This window comes from Saccharophagus sp. K07 (genome assembly GCF_014336955.1).
In the GTDB taxonomy this organism is placed as follows: domain Bacteria; phylum Pseudomonadota; class Gammaproteobacteria; order Pseudomonadales; family Cellvibrionaceae; genus UBA5868.
Map to the genome: position 1 here is coordinate 326,340 of NZ_QRAI01000005.1, position 24,235 is coordinate 350,574.

Annotated in this window: 22 protein-coding genes; 17 read left to right on the plus strand and 5 right to left on the minus strand. The window is 49.0% G+C overall.

What is annotated here, in order from left to right; genetic code table 11:
• Nucleotides 1–160 precede the first annotated feature (160 nt).
• The 4 genes from cysP to DWB84_RS15990 all read left to right on the plus strand — a co-directional run bounded on the left by cysP (nt 161) and on the right by DWB84_RS15990 (nt 3,317).
• Nucleotides 161–997: a thiosulfate ABC transporter substrate-binding protein CysP gene (gene cysP, locus DWB84_RS15975; RefSeq protein WP_370589734.1), complete on the plus strand. Its 837-nt coding sequence runs from the start codon at nt 161–163 to the stop codon at nt 995–997.
• A gap of 14 nt (nt 998–1,011) precedes the next feature.
• On the plus strand, nt 1,012–1,836 hold the full coding sequence (cysT, locus tag DWB84_RS15980) for a sulfate ABC transporter permease subunit CysT (RefSeq protein ID WP_187410804.1): 825 nt from the start codon (nt 1,012–1,014) through the stop codon (nt 1,834–1,836).
• Nucleotides 1,833–2,669 carry a sulfate ABC transporter permease subunit CysW gene (gene cysW / locus DWB84_RS15985; protein ID WP_187410805.1) on the plus strand — a complete coding sequence of 279 codons (837 nt, stop codon included), beginning with the start codon at nt 1,833–1,835 and terminating at the stop codon, nt 2,667–2,669. Before cysT ends, cysW begins: the two co-directional genes overlap by 4 nt.
• An 84-nt stretch (nt 2,670–2,753) precedes the next feature.
• Nucleotides 2,754–3,317, plus strand: coding sequence for a hypothetical protein (locus tag DWB84_RS15990; RefSeq protein WP_187410806.1), 564 nt, complete (start codon nt 2,754–2,756; stop codon nt 3,315–3,317).
• A 20-nt stretch (nt 3,318–3,337) separates the two neighbouring features.
• Here the strand turns inward: DWB84_RS15990 and DWB84_RS15995 are convergent, their stop codons facing one another.
• Nucleotides 3,338–3,577 carry a hypothetical protein gene (locus tag DWB84_RS15995; RefSeq protein ID WP_187410807.1) on the minus strand — a complete coding sequence of 80 codons (240 nt, stop codon included), beginning with the start codon at nt 3,575–3,577 and terminating at the stop codon, nt 3,338–3,340.
• A 34-nt stretch (nt 3,578–3,611) separates the two neighbouring features.
• Between DWB84_RS15995 and DWB84_RS16000 the strand changes: the two genes are divergently transcribed.
• Entirely contained in the window at nt 3,612–4,802 is a 1,191-nt protein-coding gene (locus DWB84_RS16000) for a sigma-54 dependent transcriptional regulator (protein ID WP_187410808.1), read from the plus strand.
• An 82-nt stretch (nt 4,803–4,884) separates the two neighbouring features.
• Here DWB84_RS16000 and DWB84_RS19175 read toward each other — a convergent pair whose 3' ends face one another.
• Nucleotides 4,885–5,301, minus strand: coding sequence for a hypothetical protein (locus DWB84_RS19175; protein ID WP_255429023.1), 417 nt, complete (start codon nt 5,299–5,301; stop codon nt 4,885–4,887).
• A gap of 16 nt (nt 5,302–5,317) precedes the next feature.
• Here DWB84_RS19175 and DWB84_RS16005 point away from each other — a divergent pair, with 16 nt between their 5' ends.
• The 11 genes from DWB84_RS16005 (at nt 5,318) to DWB84_RS16055 (ending at nt 18,573) form a co-directional block, all read left to right on the plus strand.
• Nucleotides 5,318–7,387, plus strand: a complete 2,070-nt coding sequence (locus DWB84_RS16005; protein ID WP_255429024.1) for a protein-disulfide reductase DsbD — start codon at nt 5,318–5,320, stop codon at nt 7,385–7,387.
• An 86-nt stretch (nt 7,388–7,473) separates the two neighbouring features.
• Entirely contained in the window at nt 7,474–8,097 is a 624-nt protein-coding gene (locus DWB84_RS16010) for a redoxin domain-containing protein (protein ID WP_187410809.1), read from the plus strand.
• Nucleotides 8,098–8,380: 283 nt separating this feature from the next.
• Nucleotides 8,381–9,325 carry an IS5 family transposase gene (locus DWB84_RS16015; RefSeq protein ID WP_187408337.1) on the plus strand — a complete coding sequence of 315 codons (945 nt, stop codon included), beginning with the start codon at nt 8,381–8,383 and terminating at the stop codon, nt 9,323–9,325.
• Between the two features lie 422 nt (nt 9,326–9,747).
• Complete coding sequence (locus DWB84_RS16020; RefSeq protein WP_187410810.1) at nt 9,748–10,725, plus strand: SMP-30/gluconolactonase/LRE family protein; 978 nt, start codon at nt 9,748–9,750, stop codon at nt 10,723–10,725.
• Between the two features lie 20 nt (nt 10,726–10,745).
• The gene (locus DWB84_RS16025; protein ID WP_187410811.1) at nt 10,746–11,639 is read left to right on the plus strand and encodes a dienelactone hydrolase family protein; all 894 of its coding nucleotides are present in this window, start codon (nt 10,746–10,748) and stop codon (nt 11,637–11,639) included.
• Nucleotides 11,640–11,675: 36 nt separating this feature from the next.
• Nucleotides 11,676–12,365 carry a hypothetical protein gene (locus DWB84_RS16030; protein ID WP_222868213.1) on the plus strand — a complete coding sequence of 230 codons (690 nt, stop codon included), beginning with the start codon at nt 11,676–11,678 and terminating at the stop codon, nt 12,363–12,365.
• Nucleotides 12,366–12,787: 422 nt separating this feature from the next.
• Nucleotides 12,788–15,130 (plus strand): DUF1549 and DUF1553 domain-containing protein, encoded by a 2,343-nt coding sequence (locus DWB84_RS16035; protein ID WP_187410812.1) that lies wholly within the window; start codon nt 12,788–12,790, stop codon nt 15,128–15,130.
• 95 nt (nt 15,131–15,225) lie between these two features.
• Complete coding sequence (locus DWB84_RS16040; RefSeq protein WP_187410813.1) at nt 15,226–16,671, plus strand: DUF1501 domain-containing protein; 1,446 nt, start codon at nt 15,226–15,228, stop codon at nt 16,669–16,671.
• A gap of 84 nt (nt 16,672–16,755) precedes the next feature.
• Nucleotides 16,756–17,154 carry a hypothetical protein gene (locus DWB84_RS16045; RefSeq protein ID WP_187410814.1) on the plus strand — a complete coding sequence of 133 codons (399 nt, stop codon included), beginning with the start codon at nt 16,756–16,758 and terminating at the stop codon, nt 17,152–17,154.
• Nucleotides 17,154–17,846 carry a c-type cytochrome gene (locus DWB84_RS16050; RefSeq protein WP_187410815.1) on the plus strand — a complete coding sequence of 231 codons (693 nt, stop codon included), beginning with the start codon at nt 17,154–17,156 and terminating at the stop codon, nt 17,844–17,846. Before DWB84_RS16045 ends, DWB84_RS16050 begins: the two co-directional genes overlap by 1 nt.
• Before the next feature lie 130 nt (nt 17,847–17,976).
• Entirely contained in the window at nt 17,977–18,573 is a 597-nt protein-coding gene (locus DWB84_RS16055) for a peroxiredoxin (RefSeq protein WP_187410816.1), read from the plus strand.
• Between the two features lie 389 nt (nt 18,574–18,962).
• Here the strand turns inward: DWB84_RS16055 and DWB84_RS16060 are convergent, their stop codons facing one another.
• Entirely contained in the window at nt 18,963–20,444 is a 1,482-nt protein-coding gene (locus DWB84_RS16060; RefSeq protein WP_187410817.1) for an MBL fold metallo-hydrolase, read from the minus strand.
• 278 nt (nt 20,445–20,722) lie between these two features.
• Between DWB84_RS16060 and DWB84_RS16065 the strand changes: the two genes are divergently transcribed.
• The gene (locus DWB84_RS16065) at nt 20,723–22,306 is read left to right on the plus strand and encodes a hypothetical protein (RefSeq protein ID WP_255429025.1); all 1,584 of its coding nucleotides are present in this window, start codon (nt 20,723–20,725) and stop codon (nt 22,304–22,306) included.
• Here the strand turns inward: DWB84_RS16065 and DWB84_RS16070 are convergent.
• A complete protein-coding gene (locus tag DWB84_RS16070) occupies nt 22,303–23,082 on the minus strand; it encodes a class I SAM-dependent methyltransferase (protein ID WP_187410818.1) in 780 nt (259 codons plus the stop codon). The two genes, DWB84_RS16065 and DWB84_RS16070, sit on opposite strands and share 4 nt — an antisense overlap.
• 21 nt (nt 23,083–23,103) lie before the next feature.
• Complete coding sequence (locus DWB84_RS16075) at nt 23,104–24,162, minus strand: glycosyltransferase family 4 protein (RefSeq protein WP_187410819.1); 1,059 nt, start codon at nt 24,160–24,162, stop codon at nt 23,104–23,106.
• Between the last annotated feature and the right edge of the window lie 73 nt (nt 24,163–24,235).

Consider the following 24,235-nt stretch of genomic DNA (forward strand, 5'->3'; position numbering starts at 1 on the left):
TGAAAAAAATACTATTGTCGTTTTTGGTTTTGTTTGCTGCGGGTAATGTTGCAGCACAAGAAATTCTGAATGCATCTTACGATGTATCGCGCGAACTGTTCGCGGCCATCAACCCGAAATTTGAAGCTGAGTGGAAAAACAGAATGGTCAAGAGATCAAAGTGCAACAATCGCACGCTGGTTCGTCTACACAGGCCACGGCAATTTTGCAGGGCTTGAAAGCCGATGTTGTCACTTTCAATCAGTCAACGGATATTGATGTACTTCATCAAAAAGGCAAGTTGGTCAGCCCGGATTGGCGCAACAAGTTCCCCAATAACGCCTCGCCATTTTACTCGACTACTGCATTTTTAGTGCGCAAAGGCAATCCCAAAAATGTGCAGGATTGGGGTGATTTGGCTCGTCCTGACGTAAAACTGGTTTTCCCCAATCCCAAAACTTCTGGCAATGCCCGTTACACCTATTTGGCAGCATGGATTTATGCCAACGAAACCTTTGCCGGAGACCAGAAAAAAATCCGCGATTTCGTCGGGAAAGTACTTGGCAATGTAGTGGTATTTGATACCGGCGGTCGCGGTGCAACCACGTCATTCGTCGAGCGTGAGCTTGGCGACGTGCTCTTGACCTTTGAATCCGAAGTCAATTTGATTCGCAAACAATATGGTGAAGACAAATATGATGTTGTTGTGCCGAAAATCAGTGTATTGGCTGAGTTTCCTGTTGCTGTAGTGGAAAAAGTGGCTGCCGCAAAAGGTACTAGCAAAGCTGCTCAAGCTTATTTGGATTATCTCTACTCAGCGGACGCACAAGAAATTCTGGCGAGTTTCTTTTATCGCGTTCACCACCCAGACGTAGTTGCTGCACATACGGCCCAATTCCCTGCGCTCAAGTTGGTAGCGGTCGAGAACGTGTTTGGCGATTGGCAAAAAATCAATGAAGAGCATTTTGCTACAGGTGCGACATTGGATCAGTTACTGCGCCAGATTAGCCGTAAATAGGCCCATCAACATATATGAACGGTAGCCATAGTGTTTTACCTGGCTTCCGCCTGAGCCTTGGCCTCGGGGTCCTTTATCTGAGTCTGATTGTGTTGTTGCCTGCAACCACTTTGGTGTTGCAGGCCTCACAAATCCGCTGGTCGGAATTGGTGTTTTATTTCACCGATCCAAGATTGCTGGCGGCGATTCGGGTAACGTTCCTCGCGGCCATTTGTGCGTCTTTAAGTAATGCTGTGCTCGGGCTGCTGCTGGCTTGGATAATCTCTCGTTACGAATTCCCCGGTAGACGATTTGTCGATACGCTTATTGATTTGCCTTTTGCGCTTCCCACTGCTGTTGCCGGTTTAACTTTATCTGCGCTATTTGCAAAAAATGGCTGGATAGGGCAATGGCTTGCGCCTTTAGGGTTTGAGGTGTCTTACGGTTTTGTGGGGATTGTGCTGGCCATGACCTTTACCAGCCTGCCATTTGTGGTGCGAACCCTGCAGCCGGTGATCGAAGATCTTGCGCCGGAATATGAAGAGGCAGCCGAATGTTTGGGTGCTACGCGCTGGCAAATTTTCTATCGAATTATTTTGCCCCCGTTAATGCCGGCATTAAGCATTGGTAGTGCCCTTGCTTTGGTGCGCAGTCTCGGTGAATTTGGCGCGGTCATTTTTATTGCTGGTAACAAACCATTTGAGACGGAAGTGGTGTCGCTCATGATATTCACTTATATCGGTGAATATGCGTATGAAGCTGCATCAGCGGTAGCATTTTTCCTGTTGTTGACGTCTTTGTTGATTCTCTTGATCGTGCAACTGCTGCAGCGACGTTATCGCGCCAGGGGGGCTGCATGAGAATTTCTCATTCGCATTTGCGTCGACCATCAAAAAGCGCATGGTTGCTAATCGGCACTGGATTGCTATGCGTTCTTCTACTGCTGGTGCTACCACTGATTTTAATTGTGGTTTCAGCCTTTAGTAGCGGTTGGAAATTGTTTGTCAGAAATTTGCTGGATGCAGATATGTTGGCGGCGATTCGGCTTACACTTTGGGTGGCATTACTCACGGTGCCGGTTAATTTGGTGTTTGGTACTCTGACCGCGTGGTGTGTAACGCGTTTTGAGTTTTTCGGCAAAAAACTTTTGCTCGCTTTGGTAGATACGCCATACGCCATATCGCCGGTAGTGGCAGGGCTTTGTTATTTATTGCTATACGGCAATCAAGGCTGGTTGGGAAGCTGGTTGGATGCGCATGGTATCCAAGTAATGTTCGCCTGGCCGGGCATAGTGTTGGTTACCATTTTTGTGACCAGTCCCTATGTTGCGCGGGAATTGATTCCATTGATGCAAGTGCAGGGAAGTCAGGAGGAAGAAGCCGCAGTATTGCTCGGCGCAGGTGGTTGGACTTTGTTTCGGCGAATTACGCTGCCCAATATTCAATGGGCGTTAATTTATGGAACGGTTCTGACCACCGCGCGAGCGGTAGGGGAGTTCGGTTCTGTCGCCGTTGTTTCGGGTTCTATTCGCGGCCAAACCAATACACTAGCACTGCAAGTGCAATTGCTGCAGCAGGACTATAACGCCGTAGGAGCATTTACTGCGTCTTTATTGCTGGCCTGTATTGCGTTGCTCACCTTGTTTTTAAAAGTTTTATTGGAATACCGGCAAAGGAAAGCTCTCAAAGTTTAGTAAAAGCGAGCGCTGTTTGGCTTTGGCTGAATACGCGCTCTTTTTCTATTTCCGTATTTCGTAATAATTCCCGGAGAGATTCAAATGGCGCTGTCCACTTACGTCGACGCCAATTATCGGTTTATTGCAGCTTATCAGGAAGTCAATGCGCGAATTGCGCAACGGCAGCAGGCGTTGATTCTTTACACAACTTTGGTGGTGAGTTTGCTGGCGGCATTGGTGGCCTTGCAGTCCACCCCTAGAATTCAGGAAATTCCCGTTGAGTGGTTGGCGTTGGGTTTTCCGGTCGCGTCGATTTGTTTGGCGTGTCTGAATTTTAAAACTGAGCGCGCTATTACCCACTTACGCCATTTTCTTTCCGCTCTTGAACAGTTACAGGATGCTCATAAATCGCTGCCCAGTTACAACACGGACGCGCGTTGGGCGGAAGGGGCAAATCATGCCCGGCGTTTTCAGGATTGGGCTGCTGCAGTTTTGGTAACTGGCGGCAATGGATTAGGACTGGGAGCGATTTTTAGTATTTATCACACGCGAGTTGCCGAGCACTGGATAATTCCCTGGATCACAGTCGGTCTGACGGTAGGGTCTGTTATTGCTTTGCTGGCGATTCCTCGATGGGGTTATAAATCGCGGGTCAGAAATCCTTAATTAATGGTTGTTGTTAGTGCTTATTTGCAAAAATGAGTGCTAACAATTTCACAAAAATAATGTTTTTCCGCTGTATAAAAACCAACAATTCTTGCTTGTTTTGAAACACGATAAGCAAAAGTTGTAAACGTTTTAGCTGCTTTGTCTGCCATCAATGTGTTAAGTGCGCCAAAGCGAATCTTTTTGCGAGTAGATAATAAGTTTAGCTTTTTTTGTTGTTTAGAATTTTCGCTTCCACCCCATAAAATCACGGCTTTCAAGATGTCTGCAACGGCAGAGCCCTAGAGGTGAGTTGTGAGTGAATACACTGAAGAACCTTTGATTTTGGCCCTCCAAGGTGGGGAGGCGCAGCCGCTATCGGTGCGCGCTAAAGCGCTTGTTTTTTCTGATCCTGCGTCCGCGGCACTTCTGCAATATATTGAACGGATTGGCCCCAGCGATGCGCCGGTTTTGATTTCCGGTGAGACAGGCACGGGTAAGGAATTGGTGGCGCGGCACATTCATTTGTTGAGCGGTCGCAAAGGCCCATTCCTGGCGGTCAACTGCGGCGCTATCAGCGACCACCTAGCGGAAAGTGAATTATTTGGTCACGAAGCTGGCTCATTTACCGGCGCCACAGGCAAGCGGGAAGGTTGGTTTGAAGCTGCTAACGGTGGGACGCTTTTTTTAGATGAAATTGGCGATTTACCATTACCTTTGCAAGTCAAACTGTTGCGTGTGTTGCAGGAGCGCGAAGTTGTACGCATTGGGGCGCGCAAGCCAATTCCGGTAGACATTCGTTTAGTGGCTGCAACCAACGTGGATTTGGCCCACGCGGTTTCCGCCGGTCACTTTCGTCGCGATCTTCTGTACCGGATCAATATCGCGCAAGTGCGTTTGCCGCCGCTGCGTGAACGCCCGGGCGATATCATGCCGCTGGCCCGTTATTTTTCGAAATTGTACAGTCAGCGTATGGGTTATCCGCAGCCGGAGTTTTCCCGCGAGTCCATTGATCTGCTTGTGCGTTACGCATGGCCCGGAAATATTCGCGAACTGGAAAATGTCGTGCACTTCGCGCTGTTGGTCTCCAAATCCGGACGTATTGAGCCGGAGGATTTGCGAGTAACGGGAGGTTGGGATTTTACGGCTCCGCCACTTGCGCGCGTGGCTCAAACACAACCAGTAGCCAATACACAAGTGCCGGAAGTTAACCGGGCGGTTGTGGATGATGATCCTTTTGCTGTGATTTCACGACAATTGAATCGATTGTTTCAGTCCGGCGAATCCCGACCTTTATTCCAGGAATTGGAGGAATTATTGGTCAGGGAAGCGTTTAGTCATTGCCGTAATAATCAGGTGCATACGGCCGCCTTGCTGGGCATTTCACGCAACGTTATGAGGACTTTGTTGAAGCGCTACGGTTTTTTGCCGGATAACAATCACTCACATCAGGAGCATGCAGCAGAAGAGGATGAATCCTACGAGGATGCTGTTGCGACTTATTGATTTCTAGAGCATTTCACTAATCTGACGGCGCTTTACAGGTATGATCCAAGATCTGTTGAGCGCCGTTTATGTTTATGCCATCTCAGTAGCCCGATGGAAATTTGAAACGGGTGTCTATGAGATAAGTATTCAATGTTGCGGTCTCAGCAGTTTGAACGGGCTTGTGTTGGCTCTGCAGCAGGAGCAGGCCGATAGAAGCGTGAATTCCTGAACTTATTTGCCAAATTGTGGGATTTTGCAGCCATGGATGCGTGGCACAAGTGTTGCTCTTGAGCATCGAAGTGTTGCCGAACAAGCAGAATCCGCATCGGGCATTAGCGAACAACCACGACATGACCAACCGACTTTTTAACCCCGCTGGCGAAAACTGCGCATCTTTGCGCTTTTCTCTTTTTGCCGCTTTAAGCTGCCTGCTTTTTTCCGGTTTTCGCAGGTGGCTTTTTTTCTTTTTTCGCAGTCGGCTCGCAGCCTGCAATCTCGCTGGATTAAGCCTTTGCATTTTGGGGCTGCCAGCTTTGCAGTCTTATGCAGCTGATTATGTTGCGACAGAACAGGTGGAAGCGCGCTTGGTCGCTGGTGTGGACGCGGTTTCTCCCGGTGCGGAAGTTTATCTGGGTGTTCATCAAAAGATCATTGCCCACTGGCACACTTATTGGCTCAACCCTGGCGATTCGGGCAGCCCCACCACAATTGCATGGCATTTACCGGAAGGCGCTGCAGCCAGCGATATCCTATGGCCCATCCCTGGCCGGAGTTCGATGGGGCCGATCACCAATTACAGTTATGAAAATGACGTAACCCTGCTGACACGCATCAAGGTTCCAGACAATGTCGTTGTAGGCGGCGAATTTCCCATAAAAGCCGTTGTGGATTGGCTGGTGTGCGAAGAAGAGTGCATTCCGCAACAGGTGGAATTGGATCTGGTGCTGCCCGTTGTGGAGCCGGGTGAGGATTTAGGGCAGGGCAGTGAGCTGGTTGAAGCCGCTTTGGCGCGTTTGCCGGTTGAAAGTCCCTGGCCAGTCAAAGTTTTTCGTGTGTCGGATGAGACCTTGGAATTGTGGTTGGAATTTCCCAATGCCGATCCAGCCACCATTCGCGATCTTTGGTTTTATCCGAATGAATGGGGCAGGTTGAAACAAAGCAGTCCACAGACCTATGAGGTATTCCCGGATGGAATTAAATTGCAGCTGCCTGCAGGGGAGCTCATTCCGGCGGTGGGCGAGTCCCTTGATGGAGTTTTGGTTCTGACCGAGCAAGGCTCGTCGGGTGACATGCAGCGCGGTTTTGAACTGGTTGTGCCGGTACAAGCGGCTGCGCTTCCAGGAGCTTCTTTGAGTTTTGCGCTGGCGCTACTGCTGGCCTTGGCCGGTGGCGTAATCCTGAATTTGATGCCCTGCGTTTTCCCGGTTTTATCGCTTAAAGCCCTGTCTCTTGTGCGCCATGCGGAACACTCCGCAACGCACATTCGCAATCACGGATTGGTTTACACCTTGGGTGTTGTCGCCAGTTTTGCTGTGCTTGCCTTTATCTTGATCGCCCTTAAAGCGGGTGGAGCCCAAATTGGTTGGGGCTTTCAATTTCAATCGCCGTTATTTGTGCTGATCGCTGCCTACCTGATGTTTGCGGTTGGCTTGAGTTTGTCCGGCGTATTTTATATCGGCGGTTCTCTTGCCGGTGCAGGATCCGGGCTGACGCAGAGATCCGGTTATGCGGGAAGTTTTTTTACCGGCGTATTGGCAACCGTGGTTGCAACACCTTGCACTGCGCCTTTTATGGCTGCTGCTCTTGGTTATGCACTTGTTCAGCCAGCACCAAAATTATTGGCGGTATTTTTGAGTTTGGGATTGGGACTGGCTCTGCCGTTTCTGTTGTTGAGCTATTGGCCCGGTTTACAACGCTGGCTACCGCGCCCAGGAATTTGGATGGAACGCCTTAAACAGGTATTAGCATTCCCGATGTATGGCGCAGCTGCGTGGTTGGTTTGGGTGTTGGTACAGCAAGCCGGCGCTGATGCGGCTGCCATTGCACTCGCGGGCCTTGTATTGATTGGTTTTGCCGCCTGGCTCTACAGCGTTACTCGTCAAATCAGCACGCGCGCATCATTATTTGGATCATTAGGGGCGGCAGCAGCTGTGGTGATTGCGTTGGCTGGCGGATCTGCCTTGCGTGCAGGTTCCGCAGATGTGCCTCAAATTGCAGAAAACTGGCGTCCTTACGAGGAAGCTGAATTACAGCAATTATTAGCGAATGGTGAACCGGTATTTTTGAATTTTACGGCTAGCTGGTGTATCAGCTGTCTTGTTAATGAAAAGGTTGCATTAAAAAATGAAAGTGTTATCCGCGAATTTGAAGAAGCCGGAGTGCATTATTTAAAAGGGGATTGGACCAATCGCGATCCTCAGATCACCACATTTTTAAGCCGTTTCGGCCGCAGTGGTGTGCCTTTGTATTTGTACTATCCGCCCAATAAAGATAAGCCTGTTTTACTTCCTCAGATTTTGACGCCGGACATTGTCATAGGCGCGCTCAGAGCAAATTCCACGGCAATTAGTTCGTCAACCGATTTCACTTCCGGGAGGAACTGAAAAACTGCTGGCCCCGCGTCAGTTTATTTTGCGTCTTTCAAAAAACCACAACGATCAGTTGATCGATAACCTATAGGAGTCTTTATATGGCCATATCACATATTGCCAAACTATTTTGTGCTGGCGTGGCAATGACCTTTGCCGCCGCGGTGGCCGTTGCGGAACCGGTTGTTGGCAAGCCAGCTCCAACGTTCGAAGCCAAAACGGCGGATGGCACCACTTTGAATCTTGAATCTCTGCGAGGTAGAACTGTCGTGCTGGAGTGGACCAATCATGAGTGTCCGTACGTGGTAAAACACTACGAAAAAAGCGGCAATATACCCAAGCTGCAAAAAGAAGCGGCAGAGCAGGGCGTTGTCTGGTTGCAGGTGATTTCCTCTGCACCAGGTAAACAAGGCCATGTGGATGGCGCAACTGCGCTGAAATTAAATGAAGAGCGCGGTGCCGCTCCGAGTGGTGTAATTCTCGATGCAGATGGCTCTGTAGGCAAATTGTACGCAGCGCAAACCAGCCCACATTTGTTCATTATCAATCCGCAGGGAATTTTGGAATACAAAGGTGGAATCGACAGCATTAAGTCCGCTAAAGAAGACGATATTCCAAAAGCCACCAATTACGTTCGCGAAGCATTGAATGCATTGGCCGCTGGCAAAAAAGTACCGCATGCCAGCACTGCGCCATATGGATGTTCAATTAAATACGCTGGCTGATTTTAAGCTGCAATAAAAAGGGGCCTTTTGGCCCTTTTTTATTTGTTCGAATGACAAGTTCTTTTTTCTGCAATAAACGACGCATCTACATTTCGTTTTAATTGCTCGCTTAGTACGTCCTTAGTGTGATCAGCCATCCATAACGTTTAGTGCAATTGCATAATATGAGAATTATTTTCGCTTCGCTTGTTGGATTTTCCAAAGGCTGGTTGAAAAGGGAGCCTCTGGTTAAGTCCAAAAATTTGGCATAATTAGCACAGCTCAACTCTTAGGGTAATCGATTATGAATCAGCTCACTTTTGCCGAAGCCGAATATAACGCAAAGAAGCGCAAAACCCGGCGGGAAAAGTTTCTCGAACAAATGGATACGCTGATTCCCTGGAAGCAATTGGAGCGCAAGATCCAGCGGCATTACCCCAAAAATGGCCAAGGGCGCCATCCCTACCCGTTAAATGTCATGCTGCGAGTTCACTGCATGCAGCTGTTTTACAATCTCAGCGACCCAGCTATGGAGGATTCACTGTACGAGATCGAATCCATGCGCAGATTCGCAGGCTTGAGCTTGAGCGGTTCCATACCGGACGAAACCACTATTTTGAAATTCCGCCATTTGTTAGAGCGCTACAATTTAGGCGAAGCCCTTTTTAAAGAAGTGAACCGCCATCTCGACAAACAGGGATTAATACTGAAAGAAGGTAGTATTGTTGATGCCACTATTATCGAAGCGCCCACCTCGACCAAAAATGAAAATGGTGAGCGTGATCCCGAAATGCATCAAACCAAGAAAGGCAACGAATGGCATTTTGGGATGAAAATGCATGTTGGCGTGGATGATACTTTGGGTGTTGTTCATACGCTAACTACCACGTCTGCCAATGAGCACGATATAACGCAATTGTCGGAACTGCTGCACGGCGAAGAGGGTACCGTTTGGGGCGACGCGGGATATCGCGGCGCAGAAAAAAGACCCGAGCTAAAAGATGTGGAAGTGGATTGGCTAATTAGTCAGCGTCCCGGTGTTCGCAAAACATTAAGAGGAATTGCCGCACGGGCAGAAAAAGCCAAGGCCCAAGTGCGAGCGAAAGTAGAGCACGTATTTTTAAAGATCAAACAGCAGTTTGGCTATGCCAAAGTGCGTTACCGGGGACTCGCCAAAAATACCAACCGGCTTTATGTTTTAGCGGGTTTTGCAAACCTGCTTACCTGCAAGAAATTCTTGCTGACCTAGGGTCAGTGCGCCTTAAATCTGGCAATTGGCCAGATTTAAGGCAAAACAAGTAGGAAAAACGGGAAAAATCATGCCTTTTCCGCCATGAATGAAATTGAGAATTATTCAAAAAATATGAGTGAAAAAATTTGAACTTAATCAGAGCTTCCAAAGCATCAGATAAAGAGCTTTGCTGCCAATCTGTTTTGTGATCAGGATTCGGCACCTCGCCCACTGTTGGCTCCATATTTCGCAAATGTGGTTATCAAAACAGCTGTTGTTGCTTATCCAGCAGAGGCTGGATTGATTGAGGTTGGCGAGATCTGGTGAATCATAAATTTCATAATAGAATCATTAGGTTAATTATTTCTTTGGCGGTCAGATGCATCTGGCGCGATCCTTGCGATAGGGCTGGCTTCTCGTAGATAACCCGGATTCGCGTCATGAAAAACACCACATCACTGAAACGCAATTCATTGTTGCAGGCTGCCATTGCCGCCTTTTCCTTGTCGTCTTCTCTGGTTTTTGCCGCAGCTACGCAAGCTCCGGTTATTCCTGGTGTTATCAAAGAAGGCACACAAATCGAATTTATTAAAGAGGGATTCGAGGGTACAGAAGGGCCAATTGCTGCACCAGACGGCAGTTTGTTGTTTACCGAAACACGCGCCAATCGCATCACGCGAATCGCGCCTGATAATTCCATTTCAACATTTTTGGAAAACACCAACGGCGCCAATGGTCTTGCATTTAATAAGCAGGGGGAACTGGTTGCGGTACAAGTCGCTGATACGCAAGTCGGTGTAATTTATCCGCAAGAGCGCAAGAAAGCCCTGGTTAAAGATTTCGACGGCAAAAAGTTCCAGCGGCCGAATGATCTGGTTTTGGCCAAAAATGGTGGAGTTTATTTTACCGACAGCGGCCTGAATCCAGGCGCTGATGCTAACGAAGAAAACCGTACCGGTGTTTATTACATTTCGCCGGAGGGTAAAACTTTGAAAGTGGCTGATGGAATTGAACGACCCAACGGTATTCAATTGAGTCGGGATGAAAAAACGCTTTATGTTGCCAACACCTACAGTGACTACGTGCTGGCGTTTGACGTGAAAAAAGATGGCACTCTCGGCAAGCGTCGCAATTTCGCCAAACTTTCCGCTGGCTTGACGAAAAGCGATGCAGGTGTTTTAACGAGCGGCGCGGACGGTCTAGCAGTGGATGATAAAGATCGTCTTTACGTTGCCACTAACAGCGGTATCGAAGTGTTCGATAAAAAGGGTAAAGCAGTCGGCGTTATCCCTGTTCCGCACAAACCACAAAATATCGCATTTGCCGGTGCAGATAAAAAGACGCTGTATGTTGTGGGACGCGGCGCTGCCTACAAAATTGCGGTGGAAACGCCCGGATATACCGGCAGAGCTAAATAATCGAATCAGAGGGCCTCGCAATGACACGCAAAACTGTCAACGATTTTCATCCCGAAGTTCTGCGCTTGTTTGATCGTTATGTTCACGGCGACGCATCGCGACGAGATTTTTTGCTCGGCGCGGCAAAATATGCGGCGCTAAGTGGCGTGAGCGCCACAACATTGCTGCAGGCATTGAGTCCAAAATTTGCAGAAGCGCAACAAATCAAACCTGACGATGCGCGTCTGCATGCTGAATATGTGGAATATCCATCATCCAAGGGCAATGGAAAATTGCGCGGTTATCTGGTGAAGCCTGCAAAAGCCTCCGGGAAATTGCCAACCGTATTGGTGGTGCATGAAAATCGCGGTTTGAATCCGCATATCGAAGACATTACTCGCCGTATTGCCCTGGATAATTTTATTGCGTTTGCGCCAGATGCTTTGTTTACCGTCGGCGGTTATCCAGGTGACGAAGATAAAGCGCGCGAATTGTTCCAAACCTTGGATCAAACCAAAACCTTGGAAGATTTTGTTACTGCTGCGGATATTCTGAAAAAACATCCGGAAGGCAACGGCAAAGTAGGGGTGGTCGGCTTCTGTTATGGCGGAGGTATTTCCAATGCGCTCGCCACACGTATTCCAGATTTGGGCGCAGCCGTACCGTTTTACGGACGCCCGGCAGAAACCAAGGAAGTAAGCAAAATCAAAGCGCCGCTGTTGATTCATTTCGCTGAGAATGACGAGCGAATTAATGCGGCTTGGCCGGAATACGAAGCAGCCTTGAAAGCCGCCAAGGTAAATTATCAGGCCTATCTCTATCCAGGTACTCAGCACGGATTCAATAACGACACTACGCCGCGTTTCGACGAGGCTGCCGCAAAACTGGCCTGGAGCCGCACGATTAATTTCTTCAACCAACACTTGCGCGGATAAGCCGCGCAAGATCTTTTTGTTTATTAAGGACCTGCTATGAAGTTACGCAAAATAGTTGCTGTATTTCCCTTGGTTTTGATGTGTTCACAAGGGTTTGCGCAAACTACCGCTCAACCGGAACAACCCAAACCACCGCTTAGCTTTTTTGTGACCAGTGTTGGTACAGGTAAAGGTGCCGACCTTGGCGGCTTGGCTGGCGCTGATGCACATTGCCAAAAATTGGCGACTGCAGTGGGGGCTGGAAATAAAACATGGCGTGCTTACCTCAGCACACAGGCGGTTGATGGCAAACCTGCGGTCAATGCACGAGATCGTATTGGTAAAGGCCCTTGGTACAACGCTGCGGGTGTTGCGATTGCCAATGATGTTGCCCATTTGCACGGTGACACACTGGAGCAAGCTCGTCTGGGTAACAACCTCAGTCTGCGTACGGTTTTGACGGAAAAAAATGAATCCATCAACGGCGGTTTTGCTCGACCCAACCAGCACGACATCCTGACCGGTTCACAGCCTGACGGCACTGCCTATCCTCCAGGCGAAGACAAGACCTGTTCCAATTTCACCAGCAGCGCGGATGGCAAAGGTTCTGCGCGTGTAGGTCACTTCGATAGAACCGGTGGTGGCAGCACCTCCTGGAACTCTGTTCACGACAGCCGCGGTTGCAGTCAGAGCAATCTGGAAGCGACTGGTGGGGCTGGTCTCTTTTATTGTTTCGCGATTAATTAATCGTTGGCTTTAAAAAACACCCAGTGTTGTTGACGCTGGGTGGGGGACATTTATTGTCTCGACAAGGTTGTCTTTCATGGATGCACGGATGCGCGTGTTTTTAGCGCGTATCACCTTCACTCGCGACGCCGCCCAGGCTAGCGCTTTTGGGGTATGAGTTTTCATACCCTTTTTTTGTTTTCTCTAGCTTATTTTTCCACCAATTTCTGAGCTGTTACCTTTCGCGATTGCCCGCACTTTCCATCACTGCTGTAGCGGCAAATGAATAATTTAATCGTTTGCTATTGAGTAAAAAAATTACGCAATCTTTTTGGAATATGGCCCGCTAGTTGCTCCTACCCCTGCGGAAGCACGAAGTGGAAAAAATCTGCTGCTTTTCCACCAAAAATAATCGGCAATAGCAACAGTTGTGGAGTCATTTGATGAAAATTAAAAAGTTATATCTCGCTCTGCTCTTGAGCGTACCGGCGGCCTGGGCCGCCAGTGGCGATAAAGGCAAAAAAGATGAGAAAGACGAACTCGTATATAAGCCCGCTGCTGTTGCCCGTGACTGGGCGTATAAGCCAGTAGCGCATGTATCCGTTCCTGATGTTAAACAGAAGGATTGGGTTCGCACTCCAATTGATGCCTTCATCCTGGAGAAAATCGAAAGCTATGGCTTGAAACCAGCACCAGATGCTGACCGCGGCACCTTTATCCGCCGTGCAACTCTGGATGCATGGGGCTTGCTGCCAACGCCAGAGGAAATCGAAGCCTTTGAAAAAGATCGCTCTCCCAACGCTTATGAAAAGCTGGTGGATCGCCTGTTGGCTTCTCCACACTTTGGTGAGCGCCAAGCACGTCGCTGGTTGGATTTGGCTCGTTATGCCGATAGTTCTGGTTTCCAAAACGACCAAACACGTCCGAACAACTGGCGCTATCGCGACTATGTGATTAACGCATTTAACACCGATAAGCCGTTCGACCGTTTCATCCAAGAGCAAATCGCCGGTGATGAATTGTGGCCAGATAATCAGGAAGCCAAAATCGCAACCGGATTCCTGGCAGGCTATCCAGATAACGCCAACTCACGCGACCTGGTACAGCGCCATTATCAAATTGCTACCGATATCACTGATCTCGTGGGCGAAACATTCCTTGCATCGACTATTGGTTGCGCCCGTTGCCACAACCACAAAGTCGACAAGATTACGCAAAAAGAATATTTCGAGTTGCAGGCTTATTTCTCCAACGTAGCCTTCAACGAGAAAACTCCAATTCAACCGGGCACTGAAACTGAGTGGGATTTGCGTTTTGCTGAACAGCAGGCCATTTACCAAGAAGCCACGAAAGACATTCGCGCAGCACAAAAAGCGGTTGTCGATGAAATTCGCGATATAGGTCTGCGCTACTACAAAGAGCGTTATCTGACCGACAGTCGTGAGGCGATTTTCAAGCCTGAAAAAGATTGGACTCCGCTGGATAAATGGGTCAACCACCGTTTGAAAAGCGTAGTAACTGAAGGCAACATCGCCAGCTATTTGGCTGATGCGAGCAAAAAGGGTTTCCCTGATTATTCTCTGCGTTATGTTGAGTTGAAGCTGGAATACGACCGCTTGGCCGCTGAGCTGAAAAAATACGACAGCCTGCGTCCTACAGGTGGTTCTGCTTTCTACACTACAGCAATCGAGTTAGGACCGGAGCCGATTCCAATTCATGTTCGCTTTACCGGTATTCATGAGCGTCCATTGGAAGAAGTTCAGCCTGGCTTACCCGCACTTTGGGTTGGCGATAACGAACCTGAAATTATTCCGACCGCAACCTCTACAGGTCGTCGCAGCGCATTGGCTAAATGGATTTCCAGTCCGGAAAACCCGCTGACAGCTCGCGTATATGTCAACCGTGTGTGGGCTCAGTATTTCAGCCGCGGCATAGTTGGCACTCCGGGTGACTTCGGTCGCGCTGGTGATAAACCAACACATCCGGAATTGTTGGATTACCTCGCGCGCACATTTGTGGAAAACAACTGGAGCGTAAAACAACTGCATCGCGAAATTTTGTTGTCGCATGTATACCGCCAATCTTCTGAAGAGCGCCCTGAAGTCAATGCGATAGACCCTGACAACCATTTGTTGGCTGTTTATCCACGCAAGCGTTTGGAAGCGGAAGAAATTCGTGATGCCTTGTTGTATGCGGCTGGTGAATTGAATCCGACAGTTGGTGGTCCTGCGGTATTCCCCCCATTGCCGCCCAATATCAACTCTTTGGGTACCGACTTTAATGGTGGTGGTTTGTGGGCAGTGTCTAAGAACCCAGAGGATCACAAGCGTCGCAGCATTTACACCTTTGTTCGTCGCAGCTTGCCGTATCCGTTCACTGCAACATTTGACCCGGCTGATCCGTCTGCGCCACACCATAAACGTGATGTCACCACGACTCCGTTGCAGGCTCTGACGTTGTTCAACAGTGATTTGGTGACTGCATGGTCGCAGTCTTTGGCTGGCCGAGTTATTTCTGAAGCGGGAACCAATACGGACGCACAGATTGCACACTTGTATCGCATTTTGTTTGCACGTACTCCGACGCGCACTGAAAAAGCTGAATTAAAGAACTTCTTAAAAGAGCAGGAAAAAATTATTCAAGAAAAAGCATGGACCGATAAGTTTGAAGTCGCCGTACCAGTCGGTTTGAAGGATACGCGTAAGCTGGATCCGTTCAAGGCTGCCGCATTTGTCGATCTTGTGCACACGGTCGCGAATTCCAACGACTTTGCCTATCGCTTCTAGATGCCGTTCAAATTGCTGAGCTTGGTATCTCGACTGCCAGAGCTCAGCAGATTTTTGATAAGGCATCCATAAATTTGAATAAACGAGGATTATTTATGACAAACGAATCACGACGACATTTTTTGCAACACGCTGGATTGGGGCTTGGAGCTGCAGCATTATCTGGATTTGTTCCTGGTCTCGGTTTTATCAACGCCGCAACCGCAGCGCAATTAATTGATCCGCTGGCACCGAAGGAACCACATTTTCCGGCGAAAGTAAAATCAGTGATCTGGCTCCACCAGAACGGTGCTCCCAGTACTCTGGATTTGTACGATTACAAACCCGATTTGATTAAATTGGCTGGCAAACCGGTACCCGATTCATTTTTGACTGGTATCAAAACCAGTACCCAAGGTGGCGTGAACACGTTGTTCGACGGCAAGCGCTCTTGGAAACAATACGGTGAGAGCGGCGCATGGTTTTCTGACTTGCTGCCAAACTTGGCTCAACACGCGGATAAATTGACTTTTATTAAATCCAGCGTGACCATAGGTGCGACTCACGATATTTCCATTTTGAAACTCAATACTGGTGACCTGAACCCTGGCCGTCCTTCATTGGGCGCTTGGATTTCTTACGCATTGGGTTCCGCAAATCCCGATTTGCCGCCTTATGTCGTAATGTACAACAGTCCATCCGAGCCTCGCGCTGGATCGGCCAACTGGAATTCCGGCTTCCTGCCTGCGGTTTATCAAGGTACTGCTTTCCGTCCTGGCCCGTCTCCGATTTATTACCTGGAGCGCCCAGAGTTGCGTACCGCAGAACAGCAACGCAAATCATTGGATCTGTTGCGTCGCCTGAACCAATTGGGCAGCGAACGCTATCCATCTGATACCGAATTGAAAGCGCGTCTGCGTTCATACGATTTGGCCGATCGCATGCAAGTTGCCGCGCCTGCAGCGGTTGATTTGAGCAACGAATCTGAAGCTACCAAAGAACTGTACGGCATCAACGATCCCATCAGCAGCAGCTACGGTACCGTGTTGCTGCGCGCTCGACGCCTGGTAGAACGCGGTGTGCGTTTTATTCAGGTCGTGAGTGGTGCGCCGGAAGGTGAGACCGATATCGTCAGCTGGGATGCGCATGACGAATTGGATAAGAACCACGGTTTGATGGCGAAAATGGTCGACAAACCCATCGCCGGTTTGTTGCACGATCTGAAAACCCTCGGTTTGCTCGACACCACATTGGTTGTTTGGACTTCCGAATTCGGTCGTACTTCCTGGGGCGAAAGCGGTACTGGTCGCGACCACAACCCATGGGGTTACACCCAGTGGTTGGCCGGTGGCGGCTTGAAAGCTGGTTTCACCTACGGCGGAACCGACGAAATTGGTTTGCAGGTTGCGGATAAAAACACCGCAGTCGATACCTACGATCTACACGCGACTGTGCTGCATCTGTTGGGTCTCAACCACCTGAAGACCACTTTCATTCACAACGGCCGTTCAGAGCGACCAACGGTAGTGTATGGCAAGGTAGTCAAGGACATCCTGGCCTAACACTTTCGGCCGCTTGATTACTGTCTCTCTCTTGGCGGAGCGAAGGAGTGACACCTTCGCATCCGCGTTTTTTGGAAGAGGTTTATGAAGAAGTTTTTTGCACCTGCATTAACGGTGCTGGTACTAACCGCTCAAGTAACATTTTCTACCCATGCCGCCTACACCACAGTGGACATGGATTTGATGCAGGAAATTGAAGAAATCAATGATAGTCTTGCATCCAATATCGCACTGGAAAAAGCCGAAGCTTCACTGGCCGATGCTCGTCAGCTCAAAGAGTTATTTGTGGTTGTCGAAGGGCATTACGCGACTTTGAATGAGCCAAACGCCGAAGATGCCTTGGCCATTTCCCGCGATAGTCTCAGGCTTGCAGGATCCATCATTGATTTTGTAACGCAAAAGGATTTTGAAAGCGCAGCAAACTCTGCAACAGATCTTTCCCGTGCCTGCCGTGCATGTCATGTGTTTTATCGAGAAGATTGATGCGCAAACAAAATTGGTTGGTAGTTACAGTATTGGTTGCGTGTCAAAGTTTCAGCGTTCCAATCCAAGCCTTGGACACTTCCGGACTGGTGGGCGATCCCGCAGCAGGTGCGTTTAAAGCGGATGACGAACGCTGTCGCGAGTGCCATGGCGATCACGGCGAAATTAAAACTCACGGCAGTAATGAAGCCACAAAAATACCGCGGCTTGCTGGTCAGCATCCGCAGTATTTGCTCAAGCAACTGGGGGATTTTGCCAGCGGAGCGCGCAAATACGATTTTATGAATCGTATTGCGGCGGATATAGCAGCGCAGGACGCTGTCGATATCATTGCGCACTTCACCAGACCTGAATTTGATGTGCGCAACCCCAAAGAGAGCACAGATTTCACAGATGAATCGGCTCGCGCAAATGCACAGCGAATTTATCAGCAAGGTGATAGCGCGCGCGGACTGCCAAGTTGCGCTTCCTGTCACGGTGCCGACGGTCGTAGCACAGTGACACAACCCGAAGTCGTAGCGGAGCTGATTCCAGTGGTAGCAGGGCAGGACCGTTATTATCTGCAGGAGCAATTGTTGAACTGGCGCAGCGGTGCGCGCAGCAATAGCCCGGCAGGCATAATGAACCGTGCGGTGCAGGGGCTTAGTGATAGCGAAATAAACGCATTGGCGATTTATCTCGAAGGCCTGTAACCTTCGGACATTAACAATTGAACGTTGCTTTTACATGGTCTTGCTAATGTGGCAATGACTTTGCTCTGGCGGAATGATCTGAACAGGTAAAAAGCAGTCTCAACTATCAGCCGACTAAAAAGGGGCGAGTATGAAAAATCGAATTTGGCTTACCAGCGTAATCAGTGGCTTTTTTATGCAGTCAGCAATCGCAGCGTTACCAGAAGGTGCAAAGGCTCCTGACTTTAAAATTCCGGCATCGCTGGCTGGCAAAGAATTCAGTTACTCACTGCAGGAAAATCTCAAGCATGGCCCTGTTGTGGTCTATTTCTATCCTTCCGCCTATACCCGAGGTTGCAATATTCAAGCGCATGAATTTTCTGTACATACGGACAAATTCAAAGCGGCTGGTGCCAGTGTGGTCGGAGTTTCACTCGACAGCATTGCGCGCCTGAATGAGTACTCCGCCGATCCGGAATATTGCGCAGGTAAATTCCCCGTCGCATCCGATAAAGATGGCAAAGTCGCCAAAGCCTTCGATCTGAATGTGCGCGACGCGGAAGAGGGAAGAGTGGATAGCCGAGGCGCAGCTATTGATCACGGCTTTGCTGAACGCACCACCTTCATTATCACCCCCGACGGCAAAATCGCCGCAACCATCGGCGGTTTGACACCGAAGGAAAATGTTTTGAAAGCTCTGGAAGTGGTGCAGGAGTTAGGTAACAGCGTCGCCAGCAAATCTCTTTAATCAGATTTTTGATACAGCTCAACGAATTTATTTGGTCCTTGGCAATATTTGGTATTGATTGAAGATTGTGCATTTGAAACAGAAATTGGATGGCGAGGCTTTTGATCGAATATGGCTGTCAGATGCGAAATTCGAGTCGGGCACTCTCTCTCCCTGATAGGGAGCTTTAGATTGTGCATTTGGAAAAGAATTAGGTGGCGAGGCTTTTGAACGGACATGCACGGTTAATACGAAATTAGAGCAGGGGCACTCTAGTTTGGGAGAGGGTTAGGGTGAGGGCGATCTTTGAGAACTGCTTCTAAGTACCCAGCTTGGTTGAATCGATTTTTCCGGATTGTCTATCACGGCAAATAAAAAAAGGGAGCAATGCCCCCTTTTTTATGTTTTGCTTATTTGTTACTTGCCACAGTCACAAATGAGCGCAGCTCGTCAATTTTAACCAAACGACCATGCAGCGGTGCAATATGCTCCACATCCAATTTCAAACGGACGATATTATCGTGGAGGCTTTTCGCGAAGGGGTTGACGGTTGCGGGCGGTGGTGAGTTAGGCGCAGGTGGAGTAAAGGCGTCCGCTTCGATCAGGATTTTTTCCTTAGGCAAATACACTAGTGCAAACGCATCATTATGACCGTTATCCTCAATCGCGTGAATTTCAATAGCGCGCTGACCGTCGTTTAACACCAGTTTGTCTTTAAAAGTCTGGAATTTAGGCGCTTTTTTGGAAATAGACAATTTGTCCGGATTCAATGTGCGCGGTTGTTGCCAGGCTTTTTCATAGAAGGATTTATTCAGTTCGTGTGTAACAATTGTCGCGCCCGCATCCACATAAGTACGCAAGCCGCCGGAATGGTCGAAGTGCTGATGGCTATTGATCAAATGGGTAATGGGTTTGTTAGGGAATAATTCACGGATTTTGTCGATAACCGCGAGTGACCGCTCTTCATGCTGAGGTGCTTCCACCAACACTATATGATCGCGCTGTTCAATCGCCACACTGTGGTGAGAACCGCCTTGCAGATAGTGAATGCCGGGAGCAATTTCTGTATTGGTCACTGTAATGGCGGGTTTAGGATTGGCCTTGATTTCCGCGGGAACAGCCAATTCAACTGCGCCGTTGGCTTTTACGTTGTCGATTTTGATATCCAGAACCGGCGCGCCACCTTGATTTTTAACGATATGGCTGGGGAAATGGATATCGCCGAATTTTTTATAGCCCGAGTAGGTGATTTCGATTGGTGTATCGCCCAACACTGGATTGTCGATAAAGGTGGAAACGCTCTCTAAGTAACCATCGGAATTGAGCACACCCTTAAACAGCTGATTGCCTTTGGCAAATTCCACCTGGGTTTTATTGCCTTGTTTTTTGCTGATGGCATTATGCTTCAGCGCTGCTTTTAAAAAACCTTGCGGTGTAGTCCAGATTTCTGTTTGACGTTCTTCCACCGCATAAGGCTGTGGTTGTGCAATGGGCGCTGTACCTGGCGCTGATCCTTGTGGTGCGGCCAGATTCCACGCAATGTCGCCATGGACGTACTGATCCGGCTTTTGTTCTACAGGAACTGGGCGATGACGATTGGGTTCCACTACCTGTTTGCGAGTTTGCAATACTCGCGCTGCTTTGTGCTCGAAGTTGATAGCGGCTTCGTAGCTGCTGACCTCAAATGGTGGCCAGGGAGTGTCTGGAGCAGGAGATTGGCCGAATTGAAACCAATGGCCTTTGCCGGAAAATTCCAGCGTTTTGACTTTATCGGCACCGATTTTTTTGGCCGCTTTTTCAACAGCGGAGTCGGCGGCAAAAACACCTCCGGAAACCAGTGTGACGCCAAGCGCAAAAATGCCATGGCGGAATAGTTTTGGGATTGAGTTCATAGAAAATTTTCCTTGTGTGTCCGAGGTAACAACTGTTGGTCTATCAAGGATTCGGGCTGAGCAAGCCGCGTACCAGTTGCCGAAAATCCCATTATTTGTAGGTTATATGGCCATCGAACATGTGATTTAATCTATCGATTGCGCTGCATGCTGCTGAGATATACGCAGTAGCAGCTGAATTTTTAACAGTGAAACCTATGGCAAAAATAGTTGGTCACGCTTGCAAAAGCGGAGCGTTATAATTCGTCAATCACTTTGCTTCTTTATATGGGTGCTGTTTGAGAGCGTATCTAAGGCTGCCGCTACTTTTAAGTCTGGCGATATTGTTTTGTATTTTGGTGATGCCAGATAACCTGCTGTATTTTCAAGCGGACGCTTTGTTTGCATTACCATTAGAATTGCCTTTATTAGGGCTTCTCCTGTTATTCGGTGCATCAAATCGCTTGGTACTGATAACCACTGCCATTGCGCTTGCCGCAAGGTTAATTCTGATCGCAGCGGACACCGTATCCCACCAAGTGTATGCCCGGCCATTTAATCCGGTTATGGATGCCTATCTTCTCCGGCATGCGGTGTACCTGCTCGATGGCGTGCTCGGCAAAATAGTGGCCTATGCTATTGCTGCGGGCTTGGTTTTATTGGTTGGCGGAATTGTCTGGGGGTTTGTATGGCTATTGAGGAAATTTCGTGATTCTTTGCCCGAGCGCTCGACACTCACATTCATTTTCATTTTAGCGATTGGCATCTCGTGGATTGGTTTAAAGCTGACGGAATCACCTCGCGCGGTGCAAAGAGCATCGATTCACCTAACTCATCATATCGATAATTTTCTTCGTAGCCTGACCGATATTCGAGAATTTCGCGCAGCCTTACCACATGAAGATTCTATTAAAGACACTCCCGATTTTTTAGCCAAATTGCGCGGCAAGGATGTATTGATTGTTTTTATTGAATCCTACGGTCGGACCTTATTGGCTAAACCCGAATTTGTTGCAGAGTTTCGGCCTTTTCTGGTGGAGCGCGAAAAAGCTCTAACGGAAGCCAATATTGGTATGCGCAGCGCTTATTTGACGTCTCCTACCGTAGGCGGATTAAGTTGGCTCGCCCATGCAACGGTTATGTCCGGACTATGGGTCGACAGTCAAACGCGCTACGACAGTTTGGTGATGAGCGAATATCCTTCGCTGAATCGTTTGTTCCGCGATGCCGGGTGGCGCACCGTAGCGGTTATGCCGGCGATCACAATGGCTTGGCCGGAAGGCGACTATTACGGCTACGACCATATTTATCACGCCTACAATTCCGGTTACGCGGGCAGACCGTTTAATTGGGTCACTATGCCTGACCAATACACATTGTCTGCTTTTCACCGTAACGAATTGGAAGCTGACAACCGTGCGCCAGTAATGGCGGAAATTGCCTTGATTTCATCCCACGCGCCTTGGACGCCAGTACCTTATTTAATCGACTGGGAAGATGTTGGTGACGGGCAGATATTCAACGCTCAAGCGGAAAGTGGCGACGCTCCGGAAGTGGTATGGCGCGATCCCAAACGCATTCGCTATCAATTCCGTTTGGCAAGCCAATATGCATTGGAAGCCTTAACCGATTACGTGGTCAATTACGCGGATGACAATCTTGTGGTACTGGCATTTGGTGATCATCAGCCTGCACCGTTGGTGACGGAAGATCACGACAATCGCGATGTGCCAGTACATTTATTGACGCGCAATCCGCAAATTCTCGCAGCGGTGGAAAGCTGGGGCTGGAACGAGGGATTGATTCCAGCGGAAGCGGGGCCGGTGTGGCCTATGAGTGAAGTCAGAGAAAAATTGATTTCGGCTATGTCTGGTGAGGATTAACGGGGCAGGGCGAGAAGATCCAAGTGGCCCACGATGCAGCTGCCGTCTTTTGCATTGTCCAGACGAAAATTCAGCCAATCCTCCACGGTCTTTGCATCCAGTGACGGGTCTCCGACAACCGCGGATGCAATGCCACGCACCAGTTCTTCCGTTAGTTGTTGTTCTGCAGAGCCTAAATGCCACGGACTTGGTTTTATCGACACGTCAAAACCCGACATATGCAAACGATCGGCGAGATAATAAGCGGCATCCGGTCCCAGCGCCGGGCCAAATCCTTTATCGCGCAATTGATCGCGGTTAAAGGATTTCAATATCAATTCATCCGCAGGATGATTCGGCCACCAGCCAGTTACGCCGTCATAATTGAGTGCGGCGTAAAGTCCAATGTTATGCGTTTGCAGGCGTTTGATTAAGCGATCACAAAATTGTCGGGACGCCAAATCGAATAAAGCCGATGCACTAACCAGCGCGGCATTTTTCAATGGCAGCTGCTCAATTTCAGTCAGATTAATAGGGTGGATTGTTATTGATAAATCACTGTGGCGACGATTTGCTTCATTTAGCAAGGTTTTATCAATATCGATTAAACGCCATTGAAATGTTTTTGCCGCCTCGCCGAACGCTCGTAGTGTAGAGCCTGTACCAGAACCCAAATCCACCACAGTCGCATGGTTTGCTTGACGAAGCCACTCCACACTCCTCTGCAGTAAATTCAGATCGCGTGCTGCATGGTCCGCTGGTTCCCGCAGATCCAACCACGCAATCGAAAAACTCATAATTAACCTCGCAACGATGTTTTACAGGGCCTCAATCAGTTCGGCAATTTTGCCCACACTCTGTTCCCATGCTGGTAAAGCGAGCGCTGCTTTTTGTGCACCTTTTGGCATGCGTTGGCGCAATTCTGGGTCAAGCAAAAGCCTTTCCAGTGCACGTGCCAGAGCTGAATGATCATCTGGTGGTACCAAAATGCCTGCGTCTTCTTTAACCACATCCGGCACGGCGCCAGAGTGAGCACCAACAATAGGAAGTCCAAACGCTAATGCCTCCGCAAAAGCCATGCCGTATCCTTCAAAGCGCGATGGCAAAACAAATAAATCCGCGCGCTTGAATTCCTCCTCCGGGTCCGCCACTGTACCGACAAACTCGACGCGGCTTTCCAAACCGAGACGGCGTGTTTCCTCTAATAGCCAATCGGCCCAATCCGCGTCCAGTTCACGACTTCCGACAAAGCGGGCGCGCCACGAGAGGTGCCGAATTTGCGCCAGGGCTTTTAGCAAAACATCGTGACCTTTGCGACGAGTAAGTGTTGCCAACGTTAGCAGTGTTGGAATTTGAACATCTGTTTTAAATGGAATGGTGGAATCTCCGCTAGCGCTTATACCCGGTGGGGCCAGCAGAATTTTTTGCTCTGCAACCTGGAATTCGCGCACCAACAAATCCCTCGTTGCCGAACTGGTTACGATCACCGCCTGGGCGGCTGCAAGTGCGCGCACCTCAGATCTCTGCAGCATGTCTGCGCGGATCTTATCCAGTCCTGTTTCCAGCGCCAGCGGATGATGACAAAGCGCAATAATTCGCAAGCGGCGAGCCTCAAGCTCCGCTATGTCAGCCATAGCACCGAAAGCCAAACCGTCGGCGATCACAATGGAATTGTCGGGCAATTTGCTGAATAAATCGGCAGTCTTTTCCAATACCGAAGTGCTGGGAAAAGGAAATTCTGCGGATAACGGCAGATGCTCAACCTTAATACCGCAGTTGCGTAAGCCAGCAATAATCTGGCGATCATATATATAACCACCAGTTAAGGTATTGATATTGCCTGGAATTGCGAAAAACACGGAATCAGAATGGGGCATAAGACTTGCTGTCTCTCGGCGAAAAAGAGAATTACTCACTGTTTAATATGTTAGCGGCGCGGCAAAATCGGCA

Excerpts from the sequence above, each read along its gene's own strand:
- DWB84_RS16075 (WP_187410819.1), bottom strand. The coding sequence starts at position 24,162 with ATGCCCCATTCTGATTCCGTGTTTTTCGCAATTCCAGGCAATATCAAT.
- DWB84_RS16055 (WP_187410816.1), top strand. The coding sequence starts at position 17,977 with ATGAAAAATCGAATTTGGCTTACCAGCGTAATCAGTGGCTTTTTTATG.
- DWB84_RS16060 (WP_187410817.1), bottom strand. The coding sequence starts at position 20,444 with ATGAACTCAATCCCAAAACTATTCCGCCATGGCATTTTTGCGCTTGGC.
- cysW (WP_187410805.1), top strand. The coding sequence starts at position 1,833 with ATGAGAATTTCTCATTCGCATTTGCGTCGACCATCAAAAAGCGCATGG.
- DWB84_RS16010 (WP_187410809.1), top strand. The coding sequence starts at position 7,474 with ATGGCCATATCACATATTGCCAAACTATTTTGTGCTGGCGTGGCAATG.
- DWB84_RS15990 (WP_187410806.1), top strand. The coding sequence starts at position 2,754 with ATGGCGCTGTCCACTTACGTCGACGCCAATTATCGGTTTATTGCAGCT.
- DWB84_RS16050 (WP_187410815.1), top strand. The coding sequence starts at position 17,154 with ATGCGCAAACAAAATTGGTTGGTAGTTACAGTATTGGTTGCGTGTCAA.
- DWB84_RS16070 (WP_187410818.1), bottom strand. The coding sequence starts at position 23,082 with ATGAGTTTTTCGATTGCGTGGTTGGATCTGCGGGAACCAGCGGACCAT.
- DWB84_RS16035 (WP_187410812.1), top strand. The coding sequence starts at position 12,788 with ATGAAAATTAAAAAGTTATATCTCGCTCTGCTCTTGAGCGTACCGGCG.
- cysT (WP_187410804.1), top strand. The coding sequence starts at position 1,012 with ATGAACGGTAGCCATAGTGTTTTACCTGGCTTCCGCCTGAGCCTTGGC.
- DWB84_RS16025 (WP_187410811.1), top strand. The coding sequence starts at position 10,746 with ATGACACGCAAAACTGTCAACGATTTTCATCCCGAAGTTCTGCGCTTG.
- DWB84_RS16030 (WP_222868213.1), top strand. The coding sequence starts at position 11,676 with ATGAAGTTACGCAAAATAGTTGCTGTATTTCCCTTGGTTTTGATGTGT.
- DWB84_RS16020 (WP_187410810.1), top strand. The coding sequence starts at position 9,748 with ATGAAAAACACCACATCACTGAAACGCAATTCATTGTTGCAGGCTGCC.
- DWB84_RS16015 (WP_187408337.1), top strand. The coding sequence starts at position 8,381 with ATGAATCAGCTCACTTTTGCCGAAGCCGAATATAACGCAAAGAAGCGC.
- DWB84_RS16045 (WP_187410814.1), top strand. The coding sequence starts at position 16,756 with ATGAAGAAGTTTTTTGCACCTGCATTAACGGTGCTGGTACTAACCGCT.
- DWB84_RS19175 (WP_255429023.1), bottom strand. The coding sequence starts at position 5,301 with ATGCAAAGGCTTAATCCAGCGAGATTGCAGGCTGCGAGCCGACTGCGA.
- DWB84_RS16040 (WP_187410813.1), top strand. The coding sequence starts at position 15,226 with ATGACAAACGAATCACGACGACATTTTTTGCAACACGCTGGATTGGGG.